Here is a 24,029-nt window from a genome sequence, read left to right on the forward strand (position 1 = left end):
CCCATCGTACTATCAGTCGTTAACCTCCAATATAGGACATCCCTATCTTTGTTCTATTCCTTACGGTTTGTTCCGTCCGGTCATCAGAATAGCGGTCTGTACGCTGCTCCCAGACGTTCCTAATAGCTTCGAGCAAGCTTTGATCATCCGCCCCGCTGCGAATCATCTTCCTGAGATCAAAACCGCTTGATGCGAACAGGCAGGTGTAGAATTTGCCGTCTGAGGACAGCCGGGCGCGCGTGCAGGAAGAACAAAACGACTCGGATACCGAAGTAATAAAACCAACCTCTGCCTTGCTGCCCTTATAGCGGTAGCGTTGGGCAACTTCACCGAAATAATTGTTGTCAAGTGCTTCCAGCTCGAATGTACTTTGGAGGCGCTCCATGATTTCTTTTTTCGTTACGACTTTTTCAAAGCTCCAGCCATTGTCGTTGCCGACATCCATGAATTCGATGAACCGCAACGTTATATTTCTTTCATTGAAATAGCGGGCCATCGGCAGAATCTCCGATTCGTTCAGACCTCTTTGCACCACCATGTTCACTTTGACCTCAAAACCTGTTTCTATCGCATGATCAATCTGTTTTAAAATAAAACCAGGTTTGATGCCACGACCGTTCATTCTCCCAAAAAGCTCAGGACTCAGTGCATCCAGGCTAACATTCAGTCTGCGCAGTCCCGCCTCGTATATAGGCTCCGCCTGTTGTCCTAGCAGTACCCCATTGGTCGTCAATCCGATATCTTCTACACCGTCCAAAGAGCCAATCTTGGCAACAAGCTCGGGAAGGCCCCGCCGCATCAGCGGTTCACCGCCGGTCAGCCTGATTTTGCTTACTCCAAGCGAAATAAACAACCTCGTCAAGCGGTGAATTTCTTCAATTGTCAGCAGTTCACTTGTCGGAAGGAAGGCATAATCTTCACCGTACACTTCTTTTGGCATGCAGTAGGAACACCGGAAATTGCACCGGTCGGTTACAGATATTCGCAAATCGTGGATGGGCCGCCGCAGTTGATCTTGTGGTGGATGTACATTCATCTGGCATCGTCCCTTTCGATTAGCTTACAGAACCCATTCATCTGTTCCTTCTTCTACGCCTAATAACAATACATCCACAGGATCACCTGCAGCGTAACCTCTTGTCCCGCCCGGCAGCACAATCAGCGAGTTTCCGCGTGCAATCGAAGAAACTGCATTCGATTTATTAAATCCGGCAGGACGCACCGATGTCCGGTCATGAACCGCGCGGATAAACCGGGTAAACGGATTGGCCATCGGGTAATCCTCTGCCAATATCGCGGTTGTCCGCGGCAGGTAGGTCTTGTCTGCACCCATCATTTTTAACAGTGCCGGCCTTACAAACAGCTCGAAGCCCGTGAAGCACGCAGACGGATTACCTGACAGTCCGAACAAGAAAGCTCCCTCCGAAACCGCCACCGTTGTCACACTGCCGGGACGCATCGCTACCTTATTGAAGAGCACATCCGCACCAATCTGCTCATAAATTTCCGGAAGGTAATCATAGTCACCGACCGATACGCCCCCCGTTGTGATCAGACAGTCCGTTTCCACTAAGGCTTCCCGCACCGTCAGCAAACATTCTTCCAGTTGATCCGCTGCCGTATCGTACATTTTGTAGGGGATGCCCATCCGTGCGAGCTGCGCCGCAATCATCGGTCCGTTGCTGTTGCGGATTTTGCCGGGTTCCAGCGGGGAATGAACGTCCAGCAGTTCTGTTCCCGTTGACAGTATGCCTACCACTGGCCGCCTTGCTACCTGAACTTGCCCATAACCGAATGTGGCTAGCAGCGCTACGGTTCCGGGGTGTATGAAGCTGCCGGCTGGAACAACCGTCTCTCCTGTTCTCATATCTTCACCCTGTAGTGACAGATTCTCCGGAGGGGCAAAAACTTTTCGGATTGTAAAAGAGTGCTCCGTCACAATCGCTTGTTCAAACATCACAACGGCATCCGCACCAGACGGGAGTGCCGCTCCAGTCATAATACGGACGGCTTCGAAATCGCCTATCGTTACTTTGGACACGTCTCCTGCACCGATATGATCCACTACTGTAAATTTAATCCGATGTTCACGGGATGCACCAACCGAATCCGCTGAACGAATCGCAAAACCATCGTAGGGAGAGCGGTCGAAATGCGGAACATCATGGGTGGCCGCCAGCGGTTCCACCATTATTCGCCCATAACTTTCGGCTAGCGGCACAGTTTCTGTGCCTGTGCGGCGTGCTCTTTCGACTACCCGGAACACGGCTTCTGCAACCGAAATCGGATTTCTACTGTTTTTCAACTTCATCTGCTCCTAACTTCATGCTGGGCTGAACCCGGTTTATCCGGTTACTTCTGTGTGATATCGCTAAACGTGCCCACATAGCGGACATCTTCGCCTGTCTCGTCTTTGACAGCGCTGATATTTAGCCACTGCAAATATTCCTCACCATTTTTACGTCGATTCCAAATTTCGCCCTGCCACATCCCCTTCGCCCTGATTTCACTCCACATGCCGCTGTAGAAATCCTTGGATTGGCGGCCTGACTTCAGGATGCTGGGCTGTTTGCCGAGTACCTCTTCTTCGGTGAAGCCCGTGAGCTTCGTAAATGCCGGATTCACGGTTTTAATAAGTCCTGATACATCGGTTACCAGAATCCCCTGTCCGGTCGAGTTGAACACTTCAGAGGTAAGCGCAAGCCGATCCTGATAATACAGCCATACCACCAGCACCAGACTGGCTAGGGCCACCTGCGAGAGCAGCATGAATCCAATGGAATATTGACCTGTGACCGAATAAATCAACGACAGCATAATCGGCGGGAAAAAGCCGCCAAGACCACCCATCATTGACACAATCCCGTTGGCAATCCCTGCCTGCTTATTGAAGTACAAAGGCATCAATTTGAAAATAACACCGTTTCCGATTCCCGCACTTACCGCAATGGCAAGGCAGCCCGCTGTATACAGACCCATGGAAGGCATAAATGCAAGAATGATCGCTGCAACCGTATAGATACTGAATGTGCCAATCAGCAGGAACAAAGGCTGGAATTTATCCCCGAGCCAGCCACCTACCGGCCGGAAAAAGGTAGCAACCGCTATGAAGCCGGCTGTGCGCATGCCTGCGTCCACCTTTTCCAGTCCAAAATTGGAGACCAGGAAGTTCGGCAAATAAATCGTAAACGCTACAAAAGACCCGAAGGTAATAAAGTAGAACAGCGAGAACAGCCAGAGCTTCTCATTTTTGGCAACACCTTTGATTTGCTCGATGATCGGTGTTTTCATCTTGGGTTCGTGCCGGTCCCCGAAAAAGAAATTCAATGCAATAAAGATAAGTAAAAGAATCAAGTACATCTTCACAGTCGGTGACCAGCCGATTTGTGCGGCTACGAACGGGGCCGAGAAGGTTGTGACGGCAGTTCCGATATTGCCTATTCCGTAAACCCCGTTTACCAAACCATGTTTTTCTTTAGGGAAATACTTAGGCAGTGAAGTAACCCCTACTGAGAATACAGCTCCGCCGACTCCAAGAAAAAGTCCTCCAATAATTAAATGAGTCATCGTAGAAGCTTCACTAATAAAGTAGACCGGAAACAAGAGCAGAATAAAGCTGGTCATAAAGATGATCCGCGCTCCAAAAATATTAGCATAATAGCCAAGCGGAATTCTTAGAATCGAACCCAGGACAACCGGAATCGCGGTGACCATCGCCAATTTTCCGGGTGGAATGCTGATGTCTTCGGAAATAAAAGGCATCAGGGAGGAAATGATAACCCATACCATGAATCCGAGAATCAAGTTTAATGTTTGTAGCGGCAACTGCATTTTTTTAATCATTCAACTCACCTTTTCGCCATTTATTCTCCTGATTGTTTATCTAGATACGTATTTCCTGATTTCATTGTATCCGCCGATCCCCCTGTTCAGATATAGGGGAGAACCCTTTCCCTGACAGGGTAAACCCTGAAAATAGGCTGGAACTGCTTCGCGGTTGTATGCAGACAATGGAACCACCTTCTTAAGTTCTATATAACTTGAACTGAAAAGTTTAGAGTAAAGGTTCAGTCGCAACTGCGGAGAATATTTGGACTTCCGGCCGCTGTTGTCGTAAGAATTTCTTGATTATGACCGCTGTTTGCGGTTGAAATCCGAAGACTGGTTAGGCTTCCGAAGCGAGCTTTCCTACGGAAAGCTTTCAGGCGGTCGCTATCGCTCCTACAGTTCCAAAATCCCCCTCCGTCGCTCCGCTCCCTTTCCTCAAGTTTCAAGTTCAATCTATATAGCTACAAAGCATAAAAAAGGGGCTGTCCCAAAAGTAGTTTTCTACGAGCGGAGACAGACCACATTCATTCTCAAAACCGTAAAATTCAACAGAGCAGCGATTCTCCTATTAATGGAGGATCGCTGCTCTGCGGTTTTGGTCATTTGCAGCCTGCTTCAGTAGATTATGAGCAAGTGAAAGCCCACTGACCTGGGGGCGTCACTTTTCCCATGCCGCGAAGCAGAAATCGCCTAAAGCCCCGGTTATTTTTCAGTTGTCCAAATACACTTTCCGGTTCCGTCATTCGTCGTACGGAAAGGGCGTAGCCTTCCTCACTTCGCAGGATGTCCCGAGCCTGTTGACTTTTCGCATGTGGTCTTCCTTCATCCGTATGAAGGTCGCATCCGGGTCAGTCTTGCTGAAGCTGTTTCTGTCACCAAGCAGCGTTTGGTACTGTTCGTTCTCAGCAGTCTGGGTCAGGTGTTCCAATTTCTCACTGCTCATCTCGCAAGATTCGCCGAGTTCGGCGAGGTCCTTTCCCTGGCACTCCCGTTCTTCTTGGTGCTCTGCCGCTTCAATGTCAGCAAACAGAGCATGGACGTTCTCCTGCAATTTAGCCTTGTGTTTACTCACGGCTTTCCCCTAAACGAACGTGTAGCGATAGGCATTGGCCTCAATCTTGGTGCCGTCTACAAAGTAATGCTCCAGAGAGACGTATTTTTCGTCTGCGAGAAATTGAAGGACTGTGGTAAATACGGTTTCGAGGACGTCCCTCATTCGCTGGGAACGGAAATGGTTGATCGTGCAGAAATCCGGTTGCTGCCGTCCGGCTAGTTACATGAAGGGAAGGTTCTCTCGGACGGCTTTGGCAATTTTCCGAGAGGAATAGATGCGCTGGGTGTAGGCGTAAATAATGACTTTGGTGAGCATTTTGGGGTGGTAACTATCACGGCAGCCGCCAGGATAGACAGCGTCAAAGATAGCGTCGTCCAGCCGATTTACGGCTGCGTTAACGACACGAACGAGATGATTTTGTGGGATGTCTTCTTCTAAATCCTTTGGCAAGCAAAGTTGGTCCATGGTATATTGAATGTACAAAGAAATCGCTTCTTTCGGGATGGTTGGTGGTACTTCCATTTTACCAAAAGGGCGATTTCTTTGTTTTTTTTTAGAAGATTGTAGAAACAACTCCCGCTTAAACAGCGGAGAGGACGGACTGATTGTGGAAAAGCGGTCGCCTTTGTCCCCGGATTTTCACCGCTAAGGAGAATCAAAAAAATCTGGGGACAACAGCGATTGGAACAACGGTCCGTTCGCGGAGCGTCCACACCAAGTGCTCATGTCGATCCTGCTCAAAAAACTGGGGTGTCCCAGCCATTCATGGCTTTTGGGACACCCTCTAGCGTGTTTTCAGGTGATGAGCGTATTTAGTTTCTGGCATAACCGCTCTTTGTCCAAGGCATTCATCTGATTTTCGGCCATCGGGAATATGACAGCTTCTTCTTTTACAAAGTGCACAGTCAATACTTCAAAAGCTTCACCGGCGTATTTCACAGCTTCACGGAGTTCTTCAAGTGACAGTAATTCTATCCCGCCACTCGTGTGATGCAGGAAATGGCCGATGTATCCGTCTATTTCGCTGTGTTCCTCCTGGATACCGACAAGCGGCCCTTGTTCAAAACCGATATAAGTGCCCAGCAGCGGGAAGAAGTGTATTTCTTCCTTCGCCGTATGCTTCTTCAGCGGACCAGTAAAATCGAGGACCCCTTTACGCAGCTCTTGAAGCCGTGTCCTGCCTTCTTCCACACTTATCGTTTCCTGTTCAAACCAAAGCACGATGGTATGCCATTCTTCCATAAGAAAAGAAAGATAACGGTGTTCGTTCTCAAGAATGCGCATGGCGGGTGTAGTAAACTGCAATTCTGCAAAATCCGGCACGCAAGCATAACCTCCATTCACCGGTTAGAAATCCAGCATTTTTTTCCTTAATGCATATTCAACCAGCTCAGGCCGGCTTTTAAGATTTAATTTCTCCATGATTTTAGCTTTGTGAGCTTCAACTGTTTTGACGGAGATGAACAGCTTCTCAGCAATTTCCTTGTTGCCGTATCCCTTGGCGATGAGCGGTAGAATCTCCAGTTCCCGTTTCGATAACAGTTCGAACAGGTCTTCTGTGCTGACGGTCTTATCCTTTTTGATGAACTCACGGACTAGAGAAGTCGCCATCTTGGGATGGATGTAGGTGCCGCCTTCATAAATGGTCCGAATGGCCAGCAATAACTCCTCATCCGGCGCGCTTTTGAGGACATATCCGGAAGCTCCGTTCTTGAGTACATGGAATAAGTATTCCTCATCATCATGCATCGTCAGAATCAGGATTTTGGTATCCGGGTAATCCTCTTTAATCTTGCCTGTCGCAATCAGTCCGCTTTCTCCCGGCGGCATGCTCAGATCCATGATTAGAATATCCGGCCGGAATTTGGCTACCATGGCATAAGCTTCTCTTCCGTCTGCCGCCGCTCCGATCACTTCAATATCATCCTGAAAATTCAGGATCATGGAGAATCCGCTGCGTACTATCGCATGGTCGTCTGCAATGACGATCTTCATCAGAATCTCATTCCTTCCCTTGAGCAAATCCTACAGGAACCTGTAAAAGGATTCTTGTACCTCTGCCAATACCTGAATCTACATTGAAAGTACCGCCTACCAATTCCGCCCGTTCCTGCATGCCAAAGAGGCCAAGTCCGGTTCCGCTAGGTTCGTCCCCCAATTTGAAGCCGGTCCCTTCATCTTCGACCAGGAGCCGCAGGACACCGTCTTTCTCTGTAAGAGAAACTTTGACCGTGTCTACTTGGGCATACTTTAGCGCGTTCAAAACGGCTTCCTGGCAAACCCGGTACATGACGGTCTCGATTTCACTTTCATAGCGCTTCTCTGAAAGCTGAGATTTATATTCTATTACAAGGCCATAGCTTTGTTCCATCCGTTTGAAGTGGGACCGGAATGCAGCTTCCAATCCGAAATCATCGAGTGCCGCAGGTCTAAGCTCTACTGAGAGGTTGCGGATATCATTCAGCAGCCGGGTCATTGATACCTCAGTCTGCTTGACTTTCCTCAGCAGCTGCTCGTCAGATGTCATATACTTGAGCACGCGAAGATCAATGACGGCGCTCATCAACTCCTGGGCAACACTGTCATGCAGCTCGCGGGATATCCGTTTGCGTTCATTCTCCTGCGCTTCTATCACATGCTTCATCATTTTGTTCTGATAAAACTTCTCTTGCGTTTTGAACTGTCTGGTTAAATCCCTCAGCATAAATACACGGATACCTTGCTCGTAATCAATGGTATGAAACGTAGCGGCATAAGGAACAATCCCTTTGTCTTTGGTTTCCAGGTAAACTTGATAGGATGTGAAATCCTCGGAGTCCGGTGTATTGAAATAACAGTTAAGGCAGGTGCGCAGTTCTGTTTCACTGGTATACCCCCGGCATGTTCCACAAAGGGCTTGGGGATTTCCCTGATAAAGCTGCTTCAGGATATCCTTGTCTACGATATTCTCGGCAGCCGGATTCATTGCCAGGGCTTTCCCTTCCCGGTCAAAAAAGAACATGGCCTCCATGCTGTTCTCAAACAACTTCGTCATTAACAGATTCGGCAGATCCATTCCGGGCACCCTCAACTCAGCAACAATTCCTTCCCGTTCAAGTCTCCAATACCTTTACGCACAACTGTCTCCAAGGCGTGCAGCATTTCATCGGTTACCTGCTCTTCTCCCCTGAATCCTCCAAGCAGTACACCTGCGACGCGGGCATCGTTCCATATGGGTACAGCGCCAATGCTGTTCAAATTCTCCATCTTGGTAATGGGATAGTTAAACAATGTATCAGGCTGCACATGTTTCTGTACAGAAGAGAGTAAAAACGGTTTTCCGGTCTTGAACACGATTCCCGCAATTCCTCTTCCCGATTGCAGCACAATCCGTTTGAAACGGTCATTCGTATTACCGGAGGCGTATTTCCATCGGATCACATAGTCATATTCTGCCGGTTCAGCAAGGGCCATTGACATGAAATCATAACCTAAAACCTTGCGGATCTGATCTAGCTCCTTTTGGTAATCCACCGTATTTGTCATCGTTTTCTCTCCTAATTGAACAGGGAAAGAAGATTTCGCTTGCTTTCCTTTAATTCGATTTATTTCTTCTGTATAGAATATAACTTCTGCCTACATAATTCAATGGAACACTCCATACATGGACTAAGCGGGTGAACGGCCAAAAGGCAAAGATGGCAAAGCCGGACAGGATGTGCAGCTTGAAGGAAAACGGCACACTTTCCATAAGTGACGGATCCGGCCTAAACATGAAGAGGCCCCGGAACCAGACGGAAATCGTCTCACGGTAATCAAACTCGGGCTGTACGGCATTGGTTACGATTGTGGAGTACATTCCCATAAAGACGATAAAGAGCAGCAGTGAATTGACAATCAAATCGGAGGCGCTGCTGAGCCGGCGGACATTCTTGATCGTAAAGCGCCGGGAGGTCAGAATGATCATCCCCAGCAACGTGGCTACTCCGAAAAATCCGCCAATATACACCGCGCCTATGTGGTAAAGATGTTCATTGACACCGATTGCCTCCATCCATGACTTCGGTATGGCGAGACCCCCGACATGGCCAAAAATGACCGGAATAATCCCAAGATGGAATAAGATACTTCCATATTTCAGCTGTTTCTTTTCAATGAATTCACTGGATTTCGCCGTCCAGTTAAACTGATCCTTGCGGTAGCGGAAAATATGTCCGCCGATAAAGACCACCATACAAATATAAGGGAAAATAACCCATAGAAACTGAGCAAACATATTCATTGACTGGGGGCCTCCTGTCGGGCACAAGCTTTGAATGTTTCCCGCAATCCCTTCACCAGGTGGAAATAGGGACTTTTATTCTTATCAAGCGCCTTGAGCAGATGATAGGTGCCATCCTCAAGAATCGCAATCAGCATCCCGAAATTATCAGGCGCTGAAGGATCCTCAAGCCATTCTGCAGCATACAGAAACTCACACATCAGCGGAAGATAATCGGGCAGCTCACCTTCCGGCATTTGAAGCCCGAACATTTCGTATAATAGCTTCAGTTTGGCCAGCATCTGTCCGCGTTCTTTGGCATCTTCAAATTTAAAATAGGTCATGTACAGGGCGCAGTCTTTCTGGAAATCAAAAGTGGCCGCATAACTCTCCTGAATCTCTTCCAGGCTGAAGTTTTGCATCAGTGACCAGTAGGTGTGCACATGGGCGTAACCCGGGTGGTCGCTGCTGAACGCCTCTTCCAGAAAAGCCGGATGAAAATCCAGCTTCTCCGGGTACATAAGCTGCAGGGCGAAATATCCAAAGGATTGCTTGAAATCGTACAATTTGATCAGATCAATCACGCCAAATCCCTCCGTAGAAGTTCTCTTCATACATTTCCTTGCCGTTCTTCATCGTGGTTCCTGCAGCACTGGCCGGGCCGCAGCCGTCACAGCCGGAGCCGGAGCCCATATCTCCCATGCTATTGCCATAGCCGGTCGAACCTTGGGCACGATAAGGGTTCATATGCTGTTCTCTATGGGAAGTCGGAATTACAAAGCGGTCCTCATATTTGGCGATGGCGAGCAGCCGGTACATTTGTTCCGTCTGATGCGCAGTCATGCCTACACGTTCCAGACGGCTTAGGTCGAATTCCTGACCTGTGGATTTGGCGCGCATATATGAGCGCATCATTGCCATCCGCTGCAAGGCTTCTTTGACCGTCTGTGTGTCACCTGCAGTCAGCATGTTGGCCAAATACTGGATCGGAGTGCGCATTTCTTCGATAGCCGGGAAGATCTGATCCGGATTCTTAAGCGAATCTTTTCCTTCAAAATAATTCATGATCGGACTAAGCGGCGGCACATACCAAACCATTGGCAGCGTCCGGTATTCCGGATGAAGCGGGAATGCCAGCTTATGCTCGATGGCAAGCTTGTAGACCGGGGAGTTCTGGGCTGCCTCCAGCCAGTCTTCCGAAATGCCGTCTTTTCTTGCCTGAGCGATCACTTCCGGATCATGCGGATTCATAAACAGATCACATTGTGCTTTGTACAGGTCCTTCTCGTCCGGCGTCGAAGCGGCATCAAGGACTTTGTCGGCGTCATACAGCAGAACGCCCAAATAACGAATCCGGCCGGTACAAGTCTCGGAGCAGACCGTCGGCAAGCCCGCTTCCACACGCGGGAAGCAGAAGGTACATTTCTCCGCCTTATTAGTCTGCCAGTTGAAGTACACCTTCTTATACGGGCAGCCCGTCATGCAATATCTCCAGCCGCGGCAGGCTTCCTGGTCGACGAGTACAATTCCGTCTTCATCCCGTTTGTACATCGCACCGGAAGGACAGGACGCGACACAACTCGGATTAAGGCAGTGTTCACAAAGGCGGGGCAGATAGATCATAAAGGATTTTTCGAAGTTGAATTTGATCTCTTCCTCAATTTTCTGGATGTTCGGATCCAGCGGTCCGGTTACATGCGCTCCCGCGAGATCATCTTCCCAGTTCGGCCCCCATTCCAGATCCATCTTCTCACCTGTTACCGCCGAATGTGCCCGTGCGACCGGGGAATGTTTTTGCTCACCTGCATTCGTCAAATGTTCGTAATTGTAAGTCCACGGCTCATAGTAATCCTTCATTTCCGGCATGTCTGGATTGTAGAAGATTTTGCCGAGCGCGATCTTGGACAGCTTGTTGCCTGACTTCAGCTCCAGCTTTCCTTTACGCAGCTTCCAGCCGCCTTTATAGAGCTCCTGGTCTTCCCAACGTTTCGGATAGCCGATCCCCGGCTTCGTTTCAACGTTGTTGAACCACATATATTCCGCGCCTTTACGGTTAGTCCAGGTTGTCTTGCAGGTGACACTGCATGTGTGGCAGCCAATGCATTTATCCAGATTCATTACCATTGCTACTTGCGCTTTAATTTTCAAGCCAGTTAACCTCCTTCATTTTGCGTACGGCTACGTAGACATCCCGCTGGTTGCCGATTGGACCATAGTAGTTGAAACCGTAGCTAAGCTGTGCGTATCCGCCCACCATCTGAGTAGGCTTCAAATGAATTCGTGTAGGAGCATTATGGCTTCCGCCGCGAGTATCCGTGATCTCAGAGCCTGGTACTTGAATATGCTTGTCCTGGGCATGGTACATAAACATGGTACCTCTCGGCATCCGGTGGCTGACGACTGCGCGTGCGGTTACGACACCGTTGCGGTTGTATACTTCCAGCCAGTCATTATCGGAAATCTGATGCGCTTCGGCATCCTCATTATTGATCCATACGGTTGGACCCCCGCGGAACAAGGTCAGCATGTGCTGGTTATCCTGGTAGGTAGAGTGGATATTCCACTTGCCATGCGGTGTCAAATACCGTAGAACAAGCGAATCCTGTCCGCCTTTCACTGCCTTGTCACGCGGTCCGAAGACCATCGGCGGCAAGGTGGGCTTATAGACTGGCAGCGATTCTCCAAACTGCAGGAAAATCTCATGGTCAATATAGAAATGCTGTCTTCCGGTCAAGGTACGGAAAGGAACAAGACGTTCGATATTAGTTGTGAACGGCGAATAACGGCGGCCCTGCTTGTTCGAGCCGCTGAATACCGGTGTGGGAATGACTTCCCTCGGCTGAGCGGTGATGCTCTGGAACGTAATCTTCTCTGCTGCCCGGTCAGCCGAGATATCTCTGAGCTCAACGCCCGAATCTTTCTCCGCTTGCGCGTAAGCCTTCTGGGATACACGGCCATTGGTAGCCGATGACAGATGAAGGATCGTATCTGCCGCCTGGCGGGCAGTTTGAAGTTTTGGCAGTCCGTTTTTGATTGAATCGTCGAAATGAACCCCGCTTATCTGCTTCAATTCCTCGTATTCTTCGGCGACAGAGAAGCTGATGCCATGTGCCCCTGCTTTGCCGGTTGCAAGGTTGGGTCCGAGCGAGATGTATTTATCATGTATTTGGGTATAGTCCCGTTCAACAATGCTTAGGTTTGGCATTGTTTTACCCGGGATCGCTTCAATCTCGCCTTTGGCCCAGTCTTTGACAAGACCCATAGGCTGTGAAATCTCGCTTACCGAGTCATGGCCGAGAGGTGTTGAGACAAGGTCTTTGTAGACGCCAGGCAGATGTGATTTCGCCATTTCGGAGAAAACCTCCGCAAGCTGGCGGTAAATATCCCAGTCCGAACGCGATTCCCAGAGCGGGTTCACAGCCGGATTGAACGGGTGAACAAAGGGATGCATGTCTGTTGATGACAGATCTGTTTTCTCATACCAGGTGGCCGCAGGCAAAACAATGTCCGCATACAGCGGCGTTGTGGTCATCCGGAAATCCAGGGCAACCATCAGATCCAGCTTGCCTTCCACATCTTCCCGCCAGATGATTTCCTCCGGCTTCTGCTCTTCATTCGGCTCGGCGAGCAGCCCGTCGGAAGCTCCCAGCAAATGCTTCATGAAATACTCCTGCCCCTTCGCAGAGCTTGAGATCAGGTTCGAGCGCCAGATAAACAGTGAACGCGGGAAGTTCTCGGGAGCGCCCGGATCCTCCACCGCAAAACGCGTTTTACGCGATTTGATCTCTTCCAGAGTGTGGCTAATGATTTCGGCATTGGACTTCTTGCCTTGCTGCGCAGCTTCTTCCGCGAACAGTAGGCTGTTCTTATTGAACTGCGGAAAGGATGGCAGCCAGCCGAGACGTGCAGCCAGCACGTTATAGTCAGCCGGATGCTGATAGGCTACCTCTCCGCCAGTCGGCGACTTCAGCGAATCCGTGCCGCTCTCCTCATAACGCCATTGCTCTGTTGCAAAGTAGAAAAACGATGTGGCATTTTGCTGACGGGACGCACCCTGCCAGTCTTTGGCAAAGGCAATAGTTGACCATCCTTCAATCGGACGGCATTTCTCTTGACCGACATAATGCGCCCAGCCCCCGCCATTGACACCTTGTGAAGCGGTGAGCATCACCAGATTCAAGATGGAACGGTAGATGGTGTCACTGTTGAACCAGTGATTGATCCCAGCCCCCATGATAATCATCGAACGTCCGCCCGTATCAATCGCGTTCTGGGCAAATTCACGGGCGATTTGAACGACAACACTTGATTTCACACTCGTGATTTTCTCCTGCCAGGCAGGCGTGTAAAGAGAGGATTCATCATTGTAGTCCTTGGCGTTCAACAGGCTGGCTGTACGAGCGATGCCGTACTGGCTCATCATCAAATCATAAACAGTGGCAACAACCCGTTCTGTACCGTCTGCCATCTGTATTGTTTTGACCGGGATCATCCGTCTGAACGTACCGTTACCGGCATTATCGAAGTAAGGGAATACAATTTCTGCCCACTGTTCTCCATGACCTTCAATACTCAGCGCCGGCTCCACTTTGCTTCCATCTTCACGTTCAAGAATCAGGTTCCATTGCTTGCCTTCTTCCCAGCGCTGGCCCATGGTCCCATTGGGAACGATGAACTCACTGGCCGACTCGTCAAAGATGACTGGTTTCCAGTCTGAATGCTGCGATGTCTCACCGAGGTCGCTCGCCCGGAGGAACCGTCCGCCTTTCAAGGCATCTTCATGTGTGTCCAGCAAAATCAGAAAAGGCATGTCTGTGTATTGCTTGGCATAATTCAGGAACATCGGTTCCTGGCGCTCATTGTAGAACTCATTCAGAATTACATGCGTCATAGCCTGGGCGAGCGCGGCATCCGTCCCGGGATTTGGAGCCAGCCAGTTGTCGGCAAATTTGACGTTTTCCGCTAGGTCCGGCGCCACCGATACTACCTTGGTTCCCTTATACCGCACTTCCGTCATGAAGTGTGCATCCGGTGTCCGGGTAAGCGGCACATTGGAACCCCACATCATTAAATAGCCAGCGTTGTACCAGTCGGAGGATTCCGGCACATCCGTCTGTTCGCCCCAAATTTGCGGAGATGCCGGAGGAAGATCGGCGTACCAGTCATAGAAGCTCAGCATTTGACCGCCCAGGAGCGAGATGAAGCGCGCACCCGAAGCGTAGCTGACCATCGACATGGCCGGAATAGGTGTGAAGCCGGCAATCCGGTCGGGACCGTATTTTCTAATGGTATAAATCAGTTGTGCCGAAATGAGGTGCAGTACATCGTTCCATCCCACTCGGATATGGCCGCCTTTGCCACGGGCCTTCTTGTAAAGTTCAGCCTTTGCGGGATCTTCTACAATGCTGGCCCATGCGTCGACGTAATTGTCATGCTCGGACAGCGCCGTCTGCCATAGACGCCACAGCTTCCCTCTAACATAGGGATACTTCACGCGCAGAGGACTGTATTCGTACCACGAAAATGTAGCTCCACGGGGACAGCCACGCGGTTCGAATTCCGGCATATCCGGCCCGCAGGAAGGATAATCAATCTGCTGGTTCTCCCAGGTAATAATTCCGTTCTTCACAAATACCTTCCAGCTGCAGGAACCTGTACAATTGACTCCGTGAGTGGTGCGGACTACTTTATCATGAGACCAGCGCTGGCGGTACATATTCTCCCAATCCCGGTTTTTCTCCTCAAGAATGGACCAGTTCCCGGAATAGCTTTCAATTGGCTTGAAAAAGTTGAGACCATATTTTTTCTTCATCGATTACGAACACTCCTTTGCAGAATGAAGGACAGGGTTGCGTAAAAATATACATTCATTCAATTAATCTCATTATGGATCCCCCTGGCGATACTTCCCATTAGGGAATCGCCTATTGAGCCGCGGGAATTCCCTTGATCTGAATAAAAAGCAAAAAAAGCCTTCCTCGCTGAGAGAAAAGCTGTGCGGTGTACTAGATAATAAAGGATATTGGCTCCTATTAGGGAGTTCCCTGTTTGTGATCCGGGGAATTCCTTAGCGGGAATTTCACTGCTTTCTGGTGTGCTATACTGAAAAAAAACGAGAGGATGAGCCACATGACAGGTCCTTCATTGCGCCAGTTGCACGCCCATCATGCCATTCATCAAGGCGGGCTGTCCGGTGCTATAGCTAAAACTGAAGAAGTGGAAGAGCTTCTGGAAGCAAAAGAATTCGAGGTGGCGCGCCAAGCGGCCGATCATTTGATTGAGTACTGGGAGACGCGAATCATTAGCCACGCCGATGCGGAGGAAGACGGATTCTATCAGGAAGTAGCCGACAAGAATCCTCACTTGCAAGACGCAGTTAAGCAGCTGATACGTGATCATGAACTGCTGCGAATCATAGTAAAAGATGTGAAAGCAATGCTTGCTGAAGACGGACTCACTCCTGAGGTGATTCATCGGTTCCATGCCTTGTTGGTTGTGAACTCCATTCATAGCCGGGATGAGGAACGGCTGTTGTTAGCGGAGGCGTGACCTTCTCCTGCTGTTGAAGAATAGCACGCAAGTCATCTTTGTTGATTAATAAATCCTGCAGCGTATATTCATTTAGCACCTGCAGATAGGCTTGAAGTGCTCTGGCAAGCGCTCCTTTAAGTCCACAAACCGGGGAGATCGGACAGCTGCCGCCTGAAGGATTGAAGCAATCGACAAGATAGAAGTCGTCTTCCATCCGGCGTACGACCTCCCCAATGTTTATCTCTTCAGGTGTCCGGGCAAGCCGTATACCTCCCCCCCGCCCTCTTACAGTTTCAATATATCCCGCCTTTCCTAATTCGTGTGAGACCTTCATCAAATGATTTTTGGAGATATGATAAGCGTTCGATATATCTTGTATGGTTGAAAGCTCACTTCGCTGCTTTGATCCAAGATAGAGGAGGATTCGCAAAGAATAATCTGTGTACAAAGTAAGTCTCATATTTCCCTCCATTTGTAGGTATAGTAAGTGATATTTATTACAAATAATATCATATATATTGTCCATTTTGTTAAAGTGGTATTTTAAATATATCTTTTAACTTAAAATGAGTATATATTAAATTTGTAACAATTGAGAGGAGCTGATCGTTATCTTATCACAGGAAACCCGGGATATTGTCAAATCCACAGCACCCGTATTGGCCGAACATGGCACAACCATTACATCAGTGTTTTACCGGAATTTGTTCGAAGCCCATCCAGAACTTCTTAATGTATTTAACCATGCCAACCAGGCGCAAGGCCGCCAGCAGGCTGCACTCGCCAATGCGGTATACGCAGCAGCCGTCCACATTGACAACCTTGAGAATATTCTGCCTGCGGTTGTCCAGATTGCACACAAGCATGTCAGTCTTGGCATTAAACCGGAGCATTACCCGATTGTCGGCGAATTTTTACTGAAAGCCATCAAGGAAGTGCTGGGTGATGCCGCCACCGATGAAATTCTCAAAGCATGGGAAGAAGCATACGGCGTCATCGCAGGTGCTTTTATCGGCGTTGAAGACAGCATGTATAAAGAAGCGCGTGAACAGGAAAATGGCTGGAATTTCTTCAAACCGTTCACTGTAGTGCGTAAAGTACAAGAAAGCACCAACATTACATCGTTCTATCTTAAACCGGCAGACGGTTCCAATGTACCGGATTATAAGCCAGGACAGTATATCTCTGTGCGTGTCTTAATACCTGGCGAGAAGTATACCATGATCCGCCAGTACAGCCTTTCGCAAGCGCCAAAAGCGGATGAATTCCGCATTTCCGTGAAACGCGAAGCCGATAATGATCCGAATGGCGTCGTCTCGCTTTATCTTCATGAGCAGGTTGCAGAAGGAGATACCGTCGAAGTAAGCGCCCCGGCGGGTGAGTTTTTGCTGGATGCCACCAAAACAACGCCTGTGGCCTTTATCTCTGGTGGTGTGGGCATCACGCCGATGATAAGCATGTTCGAAACCGTTGCGGCAGCAACGCCGGACCGGCCGACTGTATTCCTGCATTCTGCGCGGAATGAAGCATTGGCCGCTTTCCGTAAAGATGTCGAGAAACATGCATCTGCTATGAGCAATGTTAAGACCAAAACCTTCTATTCCGGTGGTCCGGACGGAGTAATTACAGGCGAAGTCCTAAAGACATATGTAGACATTACAGGTGATGCCTATGTTTGCGGTCCGGTACCTTTTATGGAAGCGATGATTCGTGAACTGCATGCGCTCGGAATGAAAGAAGAACAAATTCATTATGAATTTTTCGGCCCCGCCCTGCAATTGGACAACAACTAGGCATGTGAGTGAGATCACTCAGGCTCTTTCCCCTCTGCGATATGCTTTCTGTAATGGAACTGCCACTTAGTGGTAAGTTTGAATTCAGGAGGATTGCATGATGGATAAAGTAGCTGTCAATTATGAGAAAATGTATTACGGATTTCCGGTCATTCTAGTGAGCTTCTACGATGTCAACGGACTTCCAAACGTGACCACGATTTCTTCCTCGTACACACTGAAGGATATGGTGGTCCTTGGTTTTAGCAGTAAGGGATATGCCATCAATCAAATCAAAGAAGTCCATGATTTTGTAATTAATGTGCCGGATCGTTCTATGATGGACGCAATCAGCTATTGCGGAGCGAATTCTGGCCATGAGCTGAGCAAATTTGACAACTTAAATTTAACGCATGTTAAATCGCAATCCGTCAATGCTCCTATGATCCGGGAATGCCCTATCGCCATTGAATGCACGTTGACAGATGTAATCGAACGAGACCAGTTCAAGGGCATTATCAATATACTGGCTCAGATCAAGGGCAGATACGTTGCACAGGAATACCTGAACGATGATGGAGGTTTACAATCCTCAGAATTTGATAATGTTGTCTATATCGGGGACGGCCGGAAAAAGAGCTTCAGATATTTGCAGTAGGCCGCTCCATTGTTCATGTACAATAGAAATGAATACACATAGGCCGCCTCCCGGATCTTAGTCGATCCGGGGGCGGCCTGTACTCTTTTATCGGGAAATAAGCCATTCAAGCAGGACGTTCGCATGATTGTGAACGGGATCTTTTGCTCCATAGACCAAAGTAACCTCATGTCCCAGCACCAGTTCATCAATCTTCGCAGCAAGTCTGCCACGCTCCGGGTCTTCCTCCAGCTCCTTGATATAGCTGCTTGTGAATCCCGCAAACCGCCCTGGCTCATGGCCGAACCATTTTCGCAGCTCCGGGCTGGGGGCAATCTCCTTCATCCATTCGTCAATTGCGGCTTCTTGTTTGGAAATGCCACGGGGCCACAGCCTGTCTACCAGTATCCGGTACCCATCCTCTGGCTTAGCTTCTTCATAAATCCGCTTTAGCCTGAGATGAATATTTTGTTTTTTATACAGCAGCATGATTAACGCGCCTCCTTTCTTATGCACATAGCTGTTGCTTCTTAAGTCTTTGTTTTGTCAGTTAGTATATGATCTAATACTGTCTCTCGAATCAATTGAATCCGCTCCTTACTGGTTGTTACAGGCTGATTTGATATAATGTCTAATTCGCGGACTCTGTAAAATATCCTCTATACAAATTGAACTTATAATTCTTCTATTTTGGGATTGGCTGTGACTACAGAGAATGTTTGGACTTCCGGCCGCTGTTGTCTGCAGATTTCTCAAGATCAATCTAGATAATGAATAAAAGTATAAAACGGCCTCTCTGGTGAAGTAGCTTCAACTGGAGTGGTGAAGCATGTGGACAATGTGGAGGAAATTAAGTCTTCAGATCCTCATCATCTGTAGAATCCGCTCATTCTCCTCCTCCCTGTTCACCCGATGCAATTTCATAGTAGGATATAGTAGTATTATCTTTCCCTGTACATCTGAACAAAGTGAGGAGCATATACCATGATAATCAAACCAAGAACACGCGGCTTCATATGCACAACTGCACATCCAGAGGGATGCGCCAGCCAAGTTCAGCAGCAAATACAAGCGATAACAAAACGGCCGAAGATCCAGGGCCCCCGTAATGTTCTGGTAATTGGAGCCTCAACCGGATATGGTCTTGCTTCCCGAATTACTTCTGCTTTCGGTGCGGGCGCAAGCACAGTGGGCGTGTATCGGCAGAGCAGTCCAAATGGAAAACGAACAGCATCCGCTGGCTGGTATAATTCAGCGGCGTTTGAACGGCTTGCCGAAGAAGCAGGCCTGCAGTCATACAGTGTCGCCGGTGACGCTTTCTCGCAAGAAACCAAAGAGCGAACTATTGAGCTGATTCGCCAGAAGCTGGGACAGGTCGATCTTGTGGTCTACAGTGTTTCTACAGGACGACGGAGTGATCCGCAGACCGGTGAGGTGTATCAATCTGCGCTGAAGCCTATCGGGCGCACCTACACTAATAAAACGGTGGACTTCCATACAGGTGAAGTAAGCACCGTATCTATTGAGCCTGCCACAGAAGAGGAAATCCGCGGCACAGTCAAAGTGATGGGCGGTGAAGATTGGCTGCTGTGGATTAATGCTCTCCGGGAAGCGGGTGTGCTGGCAGACAATGCGACAACGATAGCCTACTCCTATATCGGGCCGGAGCTTACGGATGCGGTCTACCGCTCCGGAACCATTGGCCGGGCTAAAGATCATCTGGAAGCCACCGCCAGAGAGCTTAACGGGCAGATGAAGGTTCATGGCGGTCGCGCATTCGTCGTGGTTAGTAAAGGGCTGGTGACCCAATCGAGTTCCGCCTTGCCGGTCGTTCCTTTATACATCTCAGTCCTGTACAAAGTCATGAAGGAATTGGAACTGCACGAAGGCTGTATTGAACAGACGAACCGCCTGTTTGCAGATCGTCTGTATACTCGTGGAGAAGTTCCACTGGATGAGGAAGGACGCATTCGTATTGATGACTGGGAAATGTCGCCTGCCGTTCAAGCTGAGGTAACCCGCATCTGGAACCTTTTGTCCACAGAGCATATGAATGAACTTACCGACCTGCAAGGCTACCGCAGAGAGTTCTTCCAGTTGTTTGGCTTTGAGAACGCAGACATCAACTACGAAGCGGACACAAACCCGGAAGTTGCTATACCAAACTTGTATCAATAAGTCTGAGATGCATCACATAGAAGTGCTGTTACCGGCCAGGAGCTTCCATAATAGGCGACGGAGGCCTGCACGAGATCCTCGTTGCACTAGGCTGACTATAGCGTAATATCAGGGTGTCCCAATACCGTTGCCTTTAAGGCTGGGACACTCTTTTCTTATCCCTTTTCAAGGCTGCATAAAAGAACCCGGCTTTTGCCAGACTTTCTTTCGATCATATAGCTGGATTACTTGCTGATCCGACCGTGGTCCATTCTCAGCTCAACTCATCTATTATATTTACATAATGAAAGCACCTCACAGGGCAAGCCTGATAGAGTTGTTGAACTTATGCAGATATAGCCGTGTTCAACATAAAACCTCCTTAAATTTTGATAGCTGGCAACTAAAGAAATATGTATTTCTGTACAATCGTTGTTAAATAATTCATTTTCTGAATGCTCTAATAATAACCTTCCGTAATTTTCACCTCTGTAGGATGGGAGGATAGCCAATCTATCAATAATTCCAATCTCTCCTTCCTGCCGGGTGCCTATGGTCCCTATTGGTTCATTATTCACAAATAAAATCTTAACCGTTGAATTGTTAATTCTGGTTATTGCCATCCTTTCCGTTTCGAACGCAACATGATTGGGATATTCTGTTTCTGATACCTGAAGTAATTCGGTTCGTCTTTTAAATGATTCAGTAATAATCTTTGATACGGTTATGCCATCTTTGACGGTGGCTTTTCTTATCTCTGGTTGCTTCATGGATCTTCACCTCAATAGTGGATATTAGGAAGCTATATAGATTGAATTTAAGATTTTCCCATTTTGGCTAGGACGTAACTACGGTGAATATTTGGACTTCCGGCCGCTGTTGTCCCCAGATTTCTTGATTTAGCCCGCTGTATGCGGTGGAAATCCGGTGACAAAGGCGGTCGCTATCGCTCCTACAGTTCCAAAATCCCCCTCCGCTACTTTTGCCTTTTTGTGTAGTTATTAAGTTCATTCTATATAAATCATTCATATTTACATTAGTAACTTATATTAATTAGTGATATAATTTCATCATGAAACCTAAAAACCATCTTACTGATCTTAATGTCGCCGATTTAACCCTGGTGCTCGAAAATTTGACGAGGATACTGATTCGGTTGCCGTCCATTGAAAAGCTAAGCTTCACAACATTATCTGTCCTGCACACCTTGTCGCGCAAAAGCCCCATGCGGCTGACTGAGCTGACAGCCTCTGAGCAGGTTACGCAGTCGGCAATCACACAGCTCGTAACCCGGCTTGAACGGGACGGACTCGTTGAGCGCCGCCCGGATCCGAATGATGGCCGGGTCGTTCAAGTGTACATAACCGAACTTGGCGCAAATGTGATCGATTCGCGTCGCTTGGACCGCATGGCACAGCTCTCAAAGTTCATCCAAGGACTCAGCCTGGAGGAACAACAGGCCATTGCATCCGCAATACCCGCTTTGCAGCATCTGGCCGAACTGGGGAACGATTAGCAGTCTCCACAGAGGGATATTTCCTTTCTTCGAATTTGGAACAGCATGCAGCAGTTAGTTAATATATCTCTTACGTACAGGGAGGAATTGTAATGACAAAGGCTCCATTTTCGCTTGAACCGACACCGATCCACGTTTCGGATGAATTGCTTGCTGATCTTCAAACTCGTCTGAAGTCTACGAGATGGCCTTTAGACGCCGGTAATGATGACTGGTTTTACGGGGTAAACCGGAACTATCTTGAGGGAATCGTTGATTACTGGATTCACGAGTTTGACTGGCGCAAAGCCGAGAAAGCGATCAACGTCTATGAACATTATAAAGTAGACATTGAGGGAGTTTCTGTGCATTTTATGCGTAAACCAGGCGTAGGACCAAACCCTACACCCTTAATTTTGTCCCATGGCTGGCCCTGGACATTCTGGCACTGGTCCAAGGTCATTGATCAGCTTGCGGATCCTGGCGCCTTCGGAGGCGATCCAGCCGAAGCCTTTGACGTAATCGTCCCCTCACTTCCCGGTTTCGGATTTTCGGCGCCACTGCCGGACAACCCGGATATGAACTTTTGGAAAATTGCCGATCTCTGGCATACACTCATGACAGATATCCTCGGCTATACTAAATACGCTGCAGGAGGATGCGATGTAGGCGCTCTCGTGACAGGTCAACTGGGACATAAATATCCAGATGAGCTCTATGCGATACACATTGGGTCAGCGTTGAAACTTAACTTCTTCAACGGGGAGCGCGCTTGGGATTTCGCAGGAGGCCGCCCTATACCCGGCAATATCCCTGAAGACATCAGGAAGGGGATTCTAAATCTGGATCGCCGTTTCGCATCGCATCTCGCCGTACATGTCCTTGACCCAGCCACCCTCGCCTTTGGACTAAGCGATTCGCCCGCAGGCATGCTCGCATGGATCTTGGAACGCTGGGCAAGATGGAGTGATAATAAAGGCAACGTTGAGAATGTTTTTTCCAAGGATGACATCCTTACACACGCAACAATCTACTGGGTTAACAACGCCATCGAAACCTCAATACGCGTCTACGCCAACGCCAACCGCTATCCGTGGACGCCTGCTCATGATCGCTGGCCTGTCATTGAGGCACCAACCGGTATTAGCTTCGTGGGCTACGAAAATCCGCCAGGGATCACAACCGAAAACCGCGTACAGAACTTCCTGGACAGCGATCGCGCTCCCTGGTATAACCATGTCAATATCACAGCCCATGCAGAAGGTGGACATTTTATCCCCTGGGAAATCCCGGACAAATGGACCGAGGACTTGCGCCGGACTTTCCGTGGACGCTAGCTTCCCCATTTTCCGCGAACCTTCTCCGCCTCTTGGACCATTCTATTGATCAATTCGGCGACGGTTGGGATATCTTGGATCATGCCAGTCACTTGACCTGCCCAACCGAACCCCTCTTCTTCACAATCCTCATAAATCCAGCGTTTGTTGGCTTCACCGCTAATATATTCTTTTAATGCTTCATAGGTGGGGGTTACGCGCTCGATTTCGAGAATTTTCTCAGTGTAGGCACTTCGCAGTACCCTGGCCGGTGAATGGATGGAACGTTTGATCACTGTTGTATCCGCCTCAGAACTCTCAATCAAGGCTTTTTTGTAAGAGGCGGAGGCGTCCACACATTCCAGAGTGGCGATAAAGCGTGTCCCCATTTCAATACCTTCAGCACCAAGTGCATGGGCAGCCATCCAGCCCCGGCCATCCCCAATTCCACCTGAGGCAACGACGGGAATTTGAACAGCATCGACCACTTGCGGGACAAGCACCAGGGTTCCAACATCATCACGCCCTAAGTGCCCGCCGCCTTCCTGCCCGACAACAATCACCGCAGATGCGCCTAGCTGTTCCGCTTTTTGAGCTTGTCTTCGTGAGGAAACGAGCACCAGTGTTTTTATAGCCGTGGGCTGCATCATCTCTAATATCGCCGTAGGATCTCCACCAGTAATCGTCACAGCGTGGACCTGCTCATCAATAGCGGTCTGGACCCGATCCCTATAATTAATATTATGGTTGCCAATAGCAAAATTGACACCAAAGGGCTGGTTCGTCAGGGTGCGCGCACGCTCAATTTCCGAGCGCAAGGCATCTGCATCCGGGAGGCTCATAGCGGTAATTTGGCCTAATCCTCCTGCATTTGAAACCGCAGCCGCAAGATCTGCATAGGCTAAATACGCAAGTCCCCCTTGAATAATAGGATACTTTATTTGTAATAATTCAGTTACCCGTGTAGCCCATTTCATCGATATCTCTCCTTCTATCCAC

At 48.8% G+C, this 24,029-nt stretch carries 22 protein-coding genes and 3 pseudogenes; 6 read left to right on the forward strand and 19 right to left on the reverse strand.

The annotated features are described in order from the left end of the window. Positions 1 to 19: 19 nt before the first annotated feature. The 15 genes and pseudogenes from moaA to ACQ76X_RS07305 form a co-directional block, all read right to left on the reverse strand. Entirely contained in the window at positions 20 to 1,036 is a 1,017-nt protein-coding gene (gene moaA, locus ACQ76X_RS07235; RefSeq protein WP_438492607.1) for a GTP 3',8-cyclase MoaA, read from the reverse strand. Positions 1,037 to 1,060: 24 nt separating this feature from the next. Then, positions 1,061 to 2,305, reverse strand: a complete 1,245-nt coding sequence (locus ACQ76X_RS07240; RefSeq protein ID WP_438492608.1) for a molybdopterin molybdotransferase MoeA — start codon at positions 2,303 to 2,305, stop codon at positions 1,061 to 1,063. Positions 2,306 to 2,352: 47 nt separating this feature from the next. Then, positions 2,353 to 3,843, reverse strand: coding sequence for an MFS transporter (locus ACQ76X_RS07245; protein WP_438492609.1), 1,491 nt, complete (start codon positions 3,841 to 3,843; stop codon positions 2,353 to 2,355). A gap of 608 nt (positions 3,844 to 4,451) precedes the next feature. After that, the gene (locus tag ACQ76X_RS07250; RefSeq protein WP_438492863.1) at positions 4,452 to 4,613 is read right to left on the reverse strand and encodes a transposase; all 162 of its coding nucleotides are present in this window, start codon (positions 4,611 to 4,613) and stop codon (positions 4,452 to 4,454) included. Next, positions 4,568 to 4,900: a hypothetical protein gene (locus ACQ76X_RS07255; RefSeq protein ID WP_438492611.1), complete on the reverse strand. Its 333-nt coding sequence runs from the start codon at positions 4,898 to 4,900 to the stop codon at positions 4,568 to 4,570. Before ACQ76X_RS07255 ends, ACQ76X_RS07250 begins: the two co-directional genes overlap by 46 nt. 143 nt (positions 4,901 to 5,043) lie before the next feature. Next, positions 5,044 to 5,155, reverse strand: a pseudogene (locus tag ACQ76X_RS07260) (transposase); the annotation flags it as partial. Positions 5,156 to 5,158: 3 nt separating this feature from the next. Then, positions 5,159 to 5,404 (reverse strand): annotated as a pseudogene (locus ACQ76X_RS07265) (hypothetical protein); the annotation flags it as partial. A 273-nt stretch (positions 5,405 to 5,677) separates the two neighbouring features. After that, entirely contained in the window at positions 5,678 to 6,205 is a 528-nt protein-coding gene (locus tag ACQ76X_RS07270; protein WP_438492613.1) for a hemerythrin domain-containing protein, read from the reverse strand. Positions 6,206 to 6,229: 24 nt separating this feature from the next. Continuing rightward, the gene (locus ACQ76X_RS07275; protein WP_038591872.1) at positions 6,230 to 6,877 is read right to left on the reverse strand and encodes a response regulator; all 648 of its coding nucleotides are present in this window, start codon (positions 6,875 to 6,877) and stop codon (positions 6,230 to 6,232) included. Between the two features lie 7 nt (positions 6,878 to 6,884). After that, positions 6,885 to 7,937 carry a sensor histidine kinase gene (locus tag ACQ76X_RS07280; RefSeq protein ID WP_438492615.1) on the reverse strand — a complete coding sequence of 351 codons (1,053 nt, stop codon included), beginning with the start codon at positions 7,935 to 7,937 and terminating at the stop codon, positions 6,885 to 6,887. An 11-nt stretch (positions 7,938 to 7,948) separates the two neighbouring features. Continuing rightward, entirely contained in the window at positions 7,949 to 8,407 is a 459-nt protein-coding gene (locus ACQ76X_RS07285) for a GAF domain-containing protein (RefSeq protein WP_438492617.1), read from the reverse strand. A gap of 49 nt (positions 8,408 to 8,456) precedes the next feature. Further along, positions 8,457 to 9,143 carry a respiratory nitrate reductase subunit gamma gene (narI, locus tag ACQ76X_RS07290; protein WP_038591863.1) on the reverse strand — a complete coding sequence of 229 codons (687 nt, stop codon included), beginning with the start codon at positions 9,141 to 9,143 and terminating at the stop codon, positions 8,457 to 8,459. Further along, positions 9,140 to 9,706: a nitrate reductase molybdenum cofactor assembly chaperone gene (narJ, locus tag ACQ76X_RS07295; RefSeq protein ID WP_438492619.1), complete on the reverse strand. Its 567-nt coding sequence runs from the start codon at positions 9,704 to 9,706 to the stop codon at positions 9,140 to 9,142. Before narJ ends, narI begins: the two co-directional genes overlap by 4 nt. Next, positions 9,699 to 11,270 (reverse strand): nitrate reductase subunit beta, encoded by a 1,572-nt coding sequence (gene narH, locus ACQ76X_RS07300; protein WP_076111930.1) that lies wholly within the window; start codon positions 11,268 to 11,270, stop codon positions 9,699 to 9,701. The genes narJ and narH overlap by 8 nt, the downstream gene beginning before the upstream one ends. Further along, positions 11,260 to 14,934, reverse strand: coding sequence for a nitrate reductase subunit alpha (locus ACQ76X_RS07305; protein WP_438492622.1), 3,675 nt, complete (start codon positions 14,932 to 14,934; stop codon positions 11,260 to 11,262). Before ACQ76X_RS07305 ends, narH begins: the two co-directional genes overlap by 11 nt. Before the next feature lie 317 nt (positions 14,935 to 15,251). Between ACQ76X_RS07305 and ACQ76X_RS07310 the strand changes: the two genes are divergently transcribed. Next, positions 15,252 to 15,671: a hypothetical protein gene (locus ACQ76X_RS07310; RefSeq protein ID WP_438492624.1), complete on the forward strand. Its 420-nt coding sequence runs from the start codon at positions 15,252 to 15,254 to the stop codon at positions 15,669 to 15,671. Positions 15,672 to 15,687: 16 nt separating this feature from the next. Here ACQ76X_RS07310 and ACQ76X_RS07315 read toward each other — a convergent pair. Next, positions 15,688 to 16,113, reverse strand: a pseudogene (locus ACQ76X_RS07315) (RrF2 family transcriptional regulator); the annotation flags it as partial. Between the two features lie 151 nt (positions 16,114 to 16,264). On the opposite strand from ACQ76X_RS07315, the gene hmpA reads away from it, so the two are divergent. Further along, positions 16,265 to 17,446 carry an NO-inducible flavohemoprotein gene (gene hmpA, locus ACQ76X_RS07320; RefSeq protein WP_438492864.1) on the forward strand — a complete coding sequence of 394 codons (1,182 nt, stop codon included), beginning with the start codon at positions 16,265 to 16,267 and terminating at the stop codon, positions 17,444 to 17,446. A gap of 97 nt (positions 17,447 to 17,543) precedes the next feature. Then, positions 17,544 to 18,083, forward strand: coding sequence for a flavin reductase family protein (locus ACQ76X_RS07325; protein WP_438492626.1), 540 nt, complete (start codon positions 17,544 to 17,546; stop codon positions 18,081 to 18,083). An 87-nt stretch (positions 18,084 to 18,170) separates the two neighbouring features. Here ACQ76X_RS07325 and ACQ76X_RS07330 read toward each other — a convergent pair whose 3' ends face one another. Next, on the reverse strand, positions 18,171 to 18,551 hold the full coding sequence (locus tag ACQ76X_RS07330; protein ID WP_438492627.1) for a DUF488 domain-containing protein: 381 nt from the start codon (positions 18,549 to 18,551) through the stop codon (positions 18,171 to 18,173). 495 nt (positions 18,552 to 19,046) lie between these two features. On the opposite strand from ACQ76X_RS07330, the gene fabV reads away from it, so the two are divergent. Then, the gene (gene fabV / locus ACQ76X_RS07335; RefSeq protein ID WP_438492629.1) at positions 19,047 to 20,240 is read left to right on the forward strand and encodes an enoyl-ACP reductase FabV; all 1,194 of its coding nucleotides are present in this window, start codon (positions 19,047 to 19,049) and stop codon (positions 20,238 to 20,240) included. A 263-nt stretch (positions 20,241 to 20,503) separates the two neighbouring features. Here the strand turns inward: fabV and ACQ76X_RS07340 are convergent, their stop codons facing one another. Next, entirely contained in the window at positions 20,504 to 20,989 is a 486-nt protein-coding gene (locus ACQ76X_RS07340; protein ID WP_438492630.1) for a GNAT family N-acetyltransferase, read from the reverse strand. 302 nt (positions 20,990 to 21,291) lie between these two features. Between ACQ76X_RS07340 and ACQ76X_RS07345 the strand changes: the two genes are divergently transcribed. After that, a complete protein-coding gene (locus ACQ76X_RS07345) occupies positions 21,292 to 21,735 on the forward strand; it encodes a MarR family winged helix-turn-helix transcriptional regulator (protein WP_438492632.1) in 444 nt (147 codons plus the stop codon). Positions 21,736 to 21,827: 92 nt separating this feature from the next. Then, on the forward strand, positions 21,828 to 23,051 hold the full coding sequence (locus ACQ76X_RS07350; protein ID WP_438492634.1) for an epoxide hydrolase family protein: 1,224 nt from the start codon (positions 21,828 to 21,830) through the stop codon (positions 23,049 to 23,051). Here ACQ76X_RS07350 and ACQ76X_RS07355 read toward each other — a convergent pair. After that, positions 23,048 to 24,007 carry an NAD(P)H-dependent flavin oxidoreductase gene (locus ACQ76X_RS07355; RefSeq protein WP_438492636.1) on the reverse strand — a complete coding sequence of 320 codons (960 nt, stop codon included), beginning with the start codon at positions 24,005 to 24,007 and terminating at the stop codon, positions 23,048 to 23,050. The genes ACQ76X_RS07350 and ACQ76X_RS07355 overlap by 4 nt on opposite strands. Positions 24,008 to 24,029: the final 22 nt, after the last annotated feature.

It is taken from the genome of Paenibacillus sp. IHBB 3054 (assembly GCF_051594305.1).
Taxonomy (GTDB): domain Bacteria; phylum Bacillota; class Bacilli; order Paenibacillales; family Paenibacillaceae; genus Paenibacillus_AQ.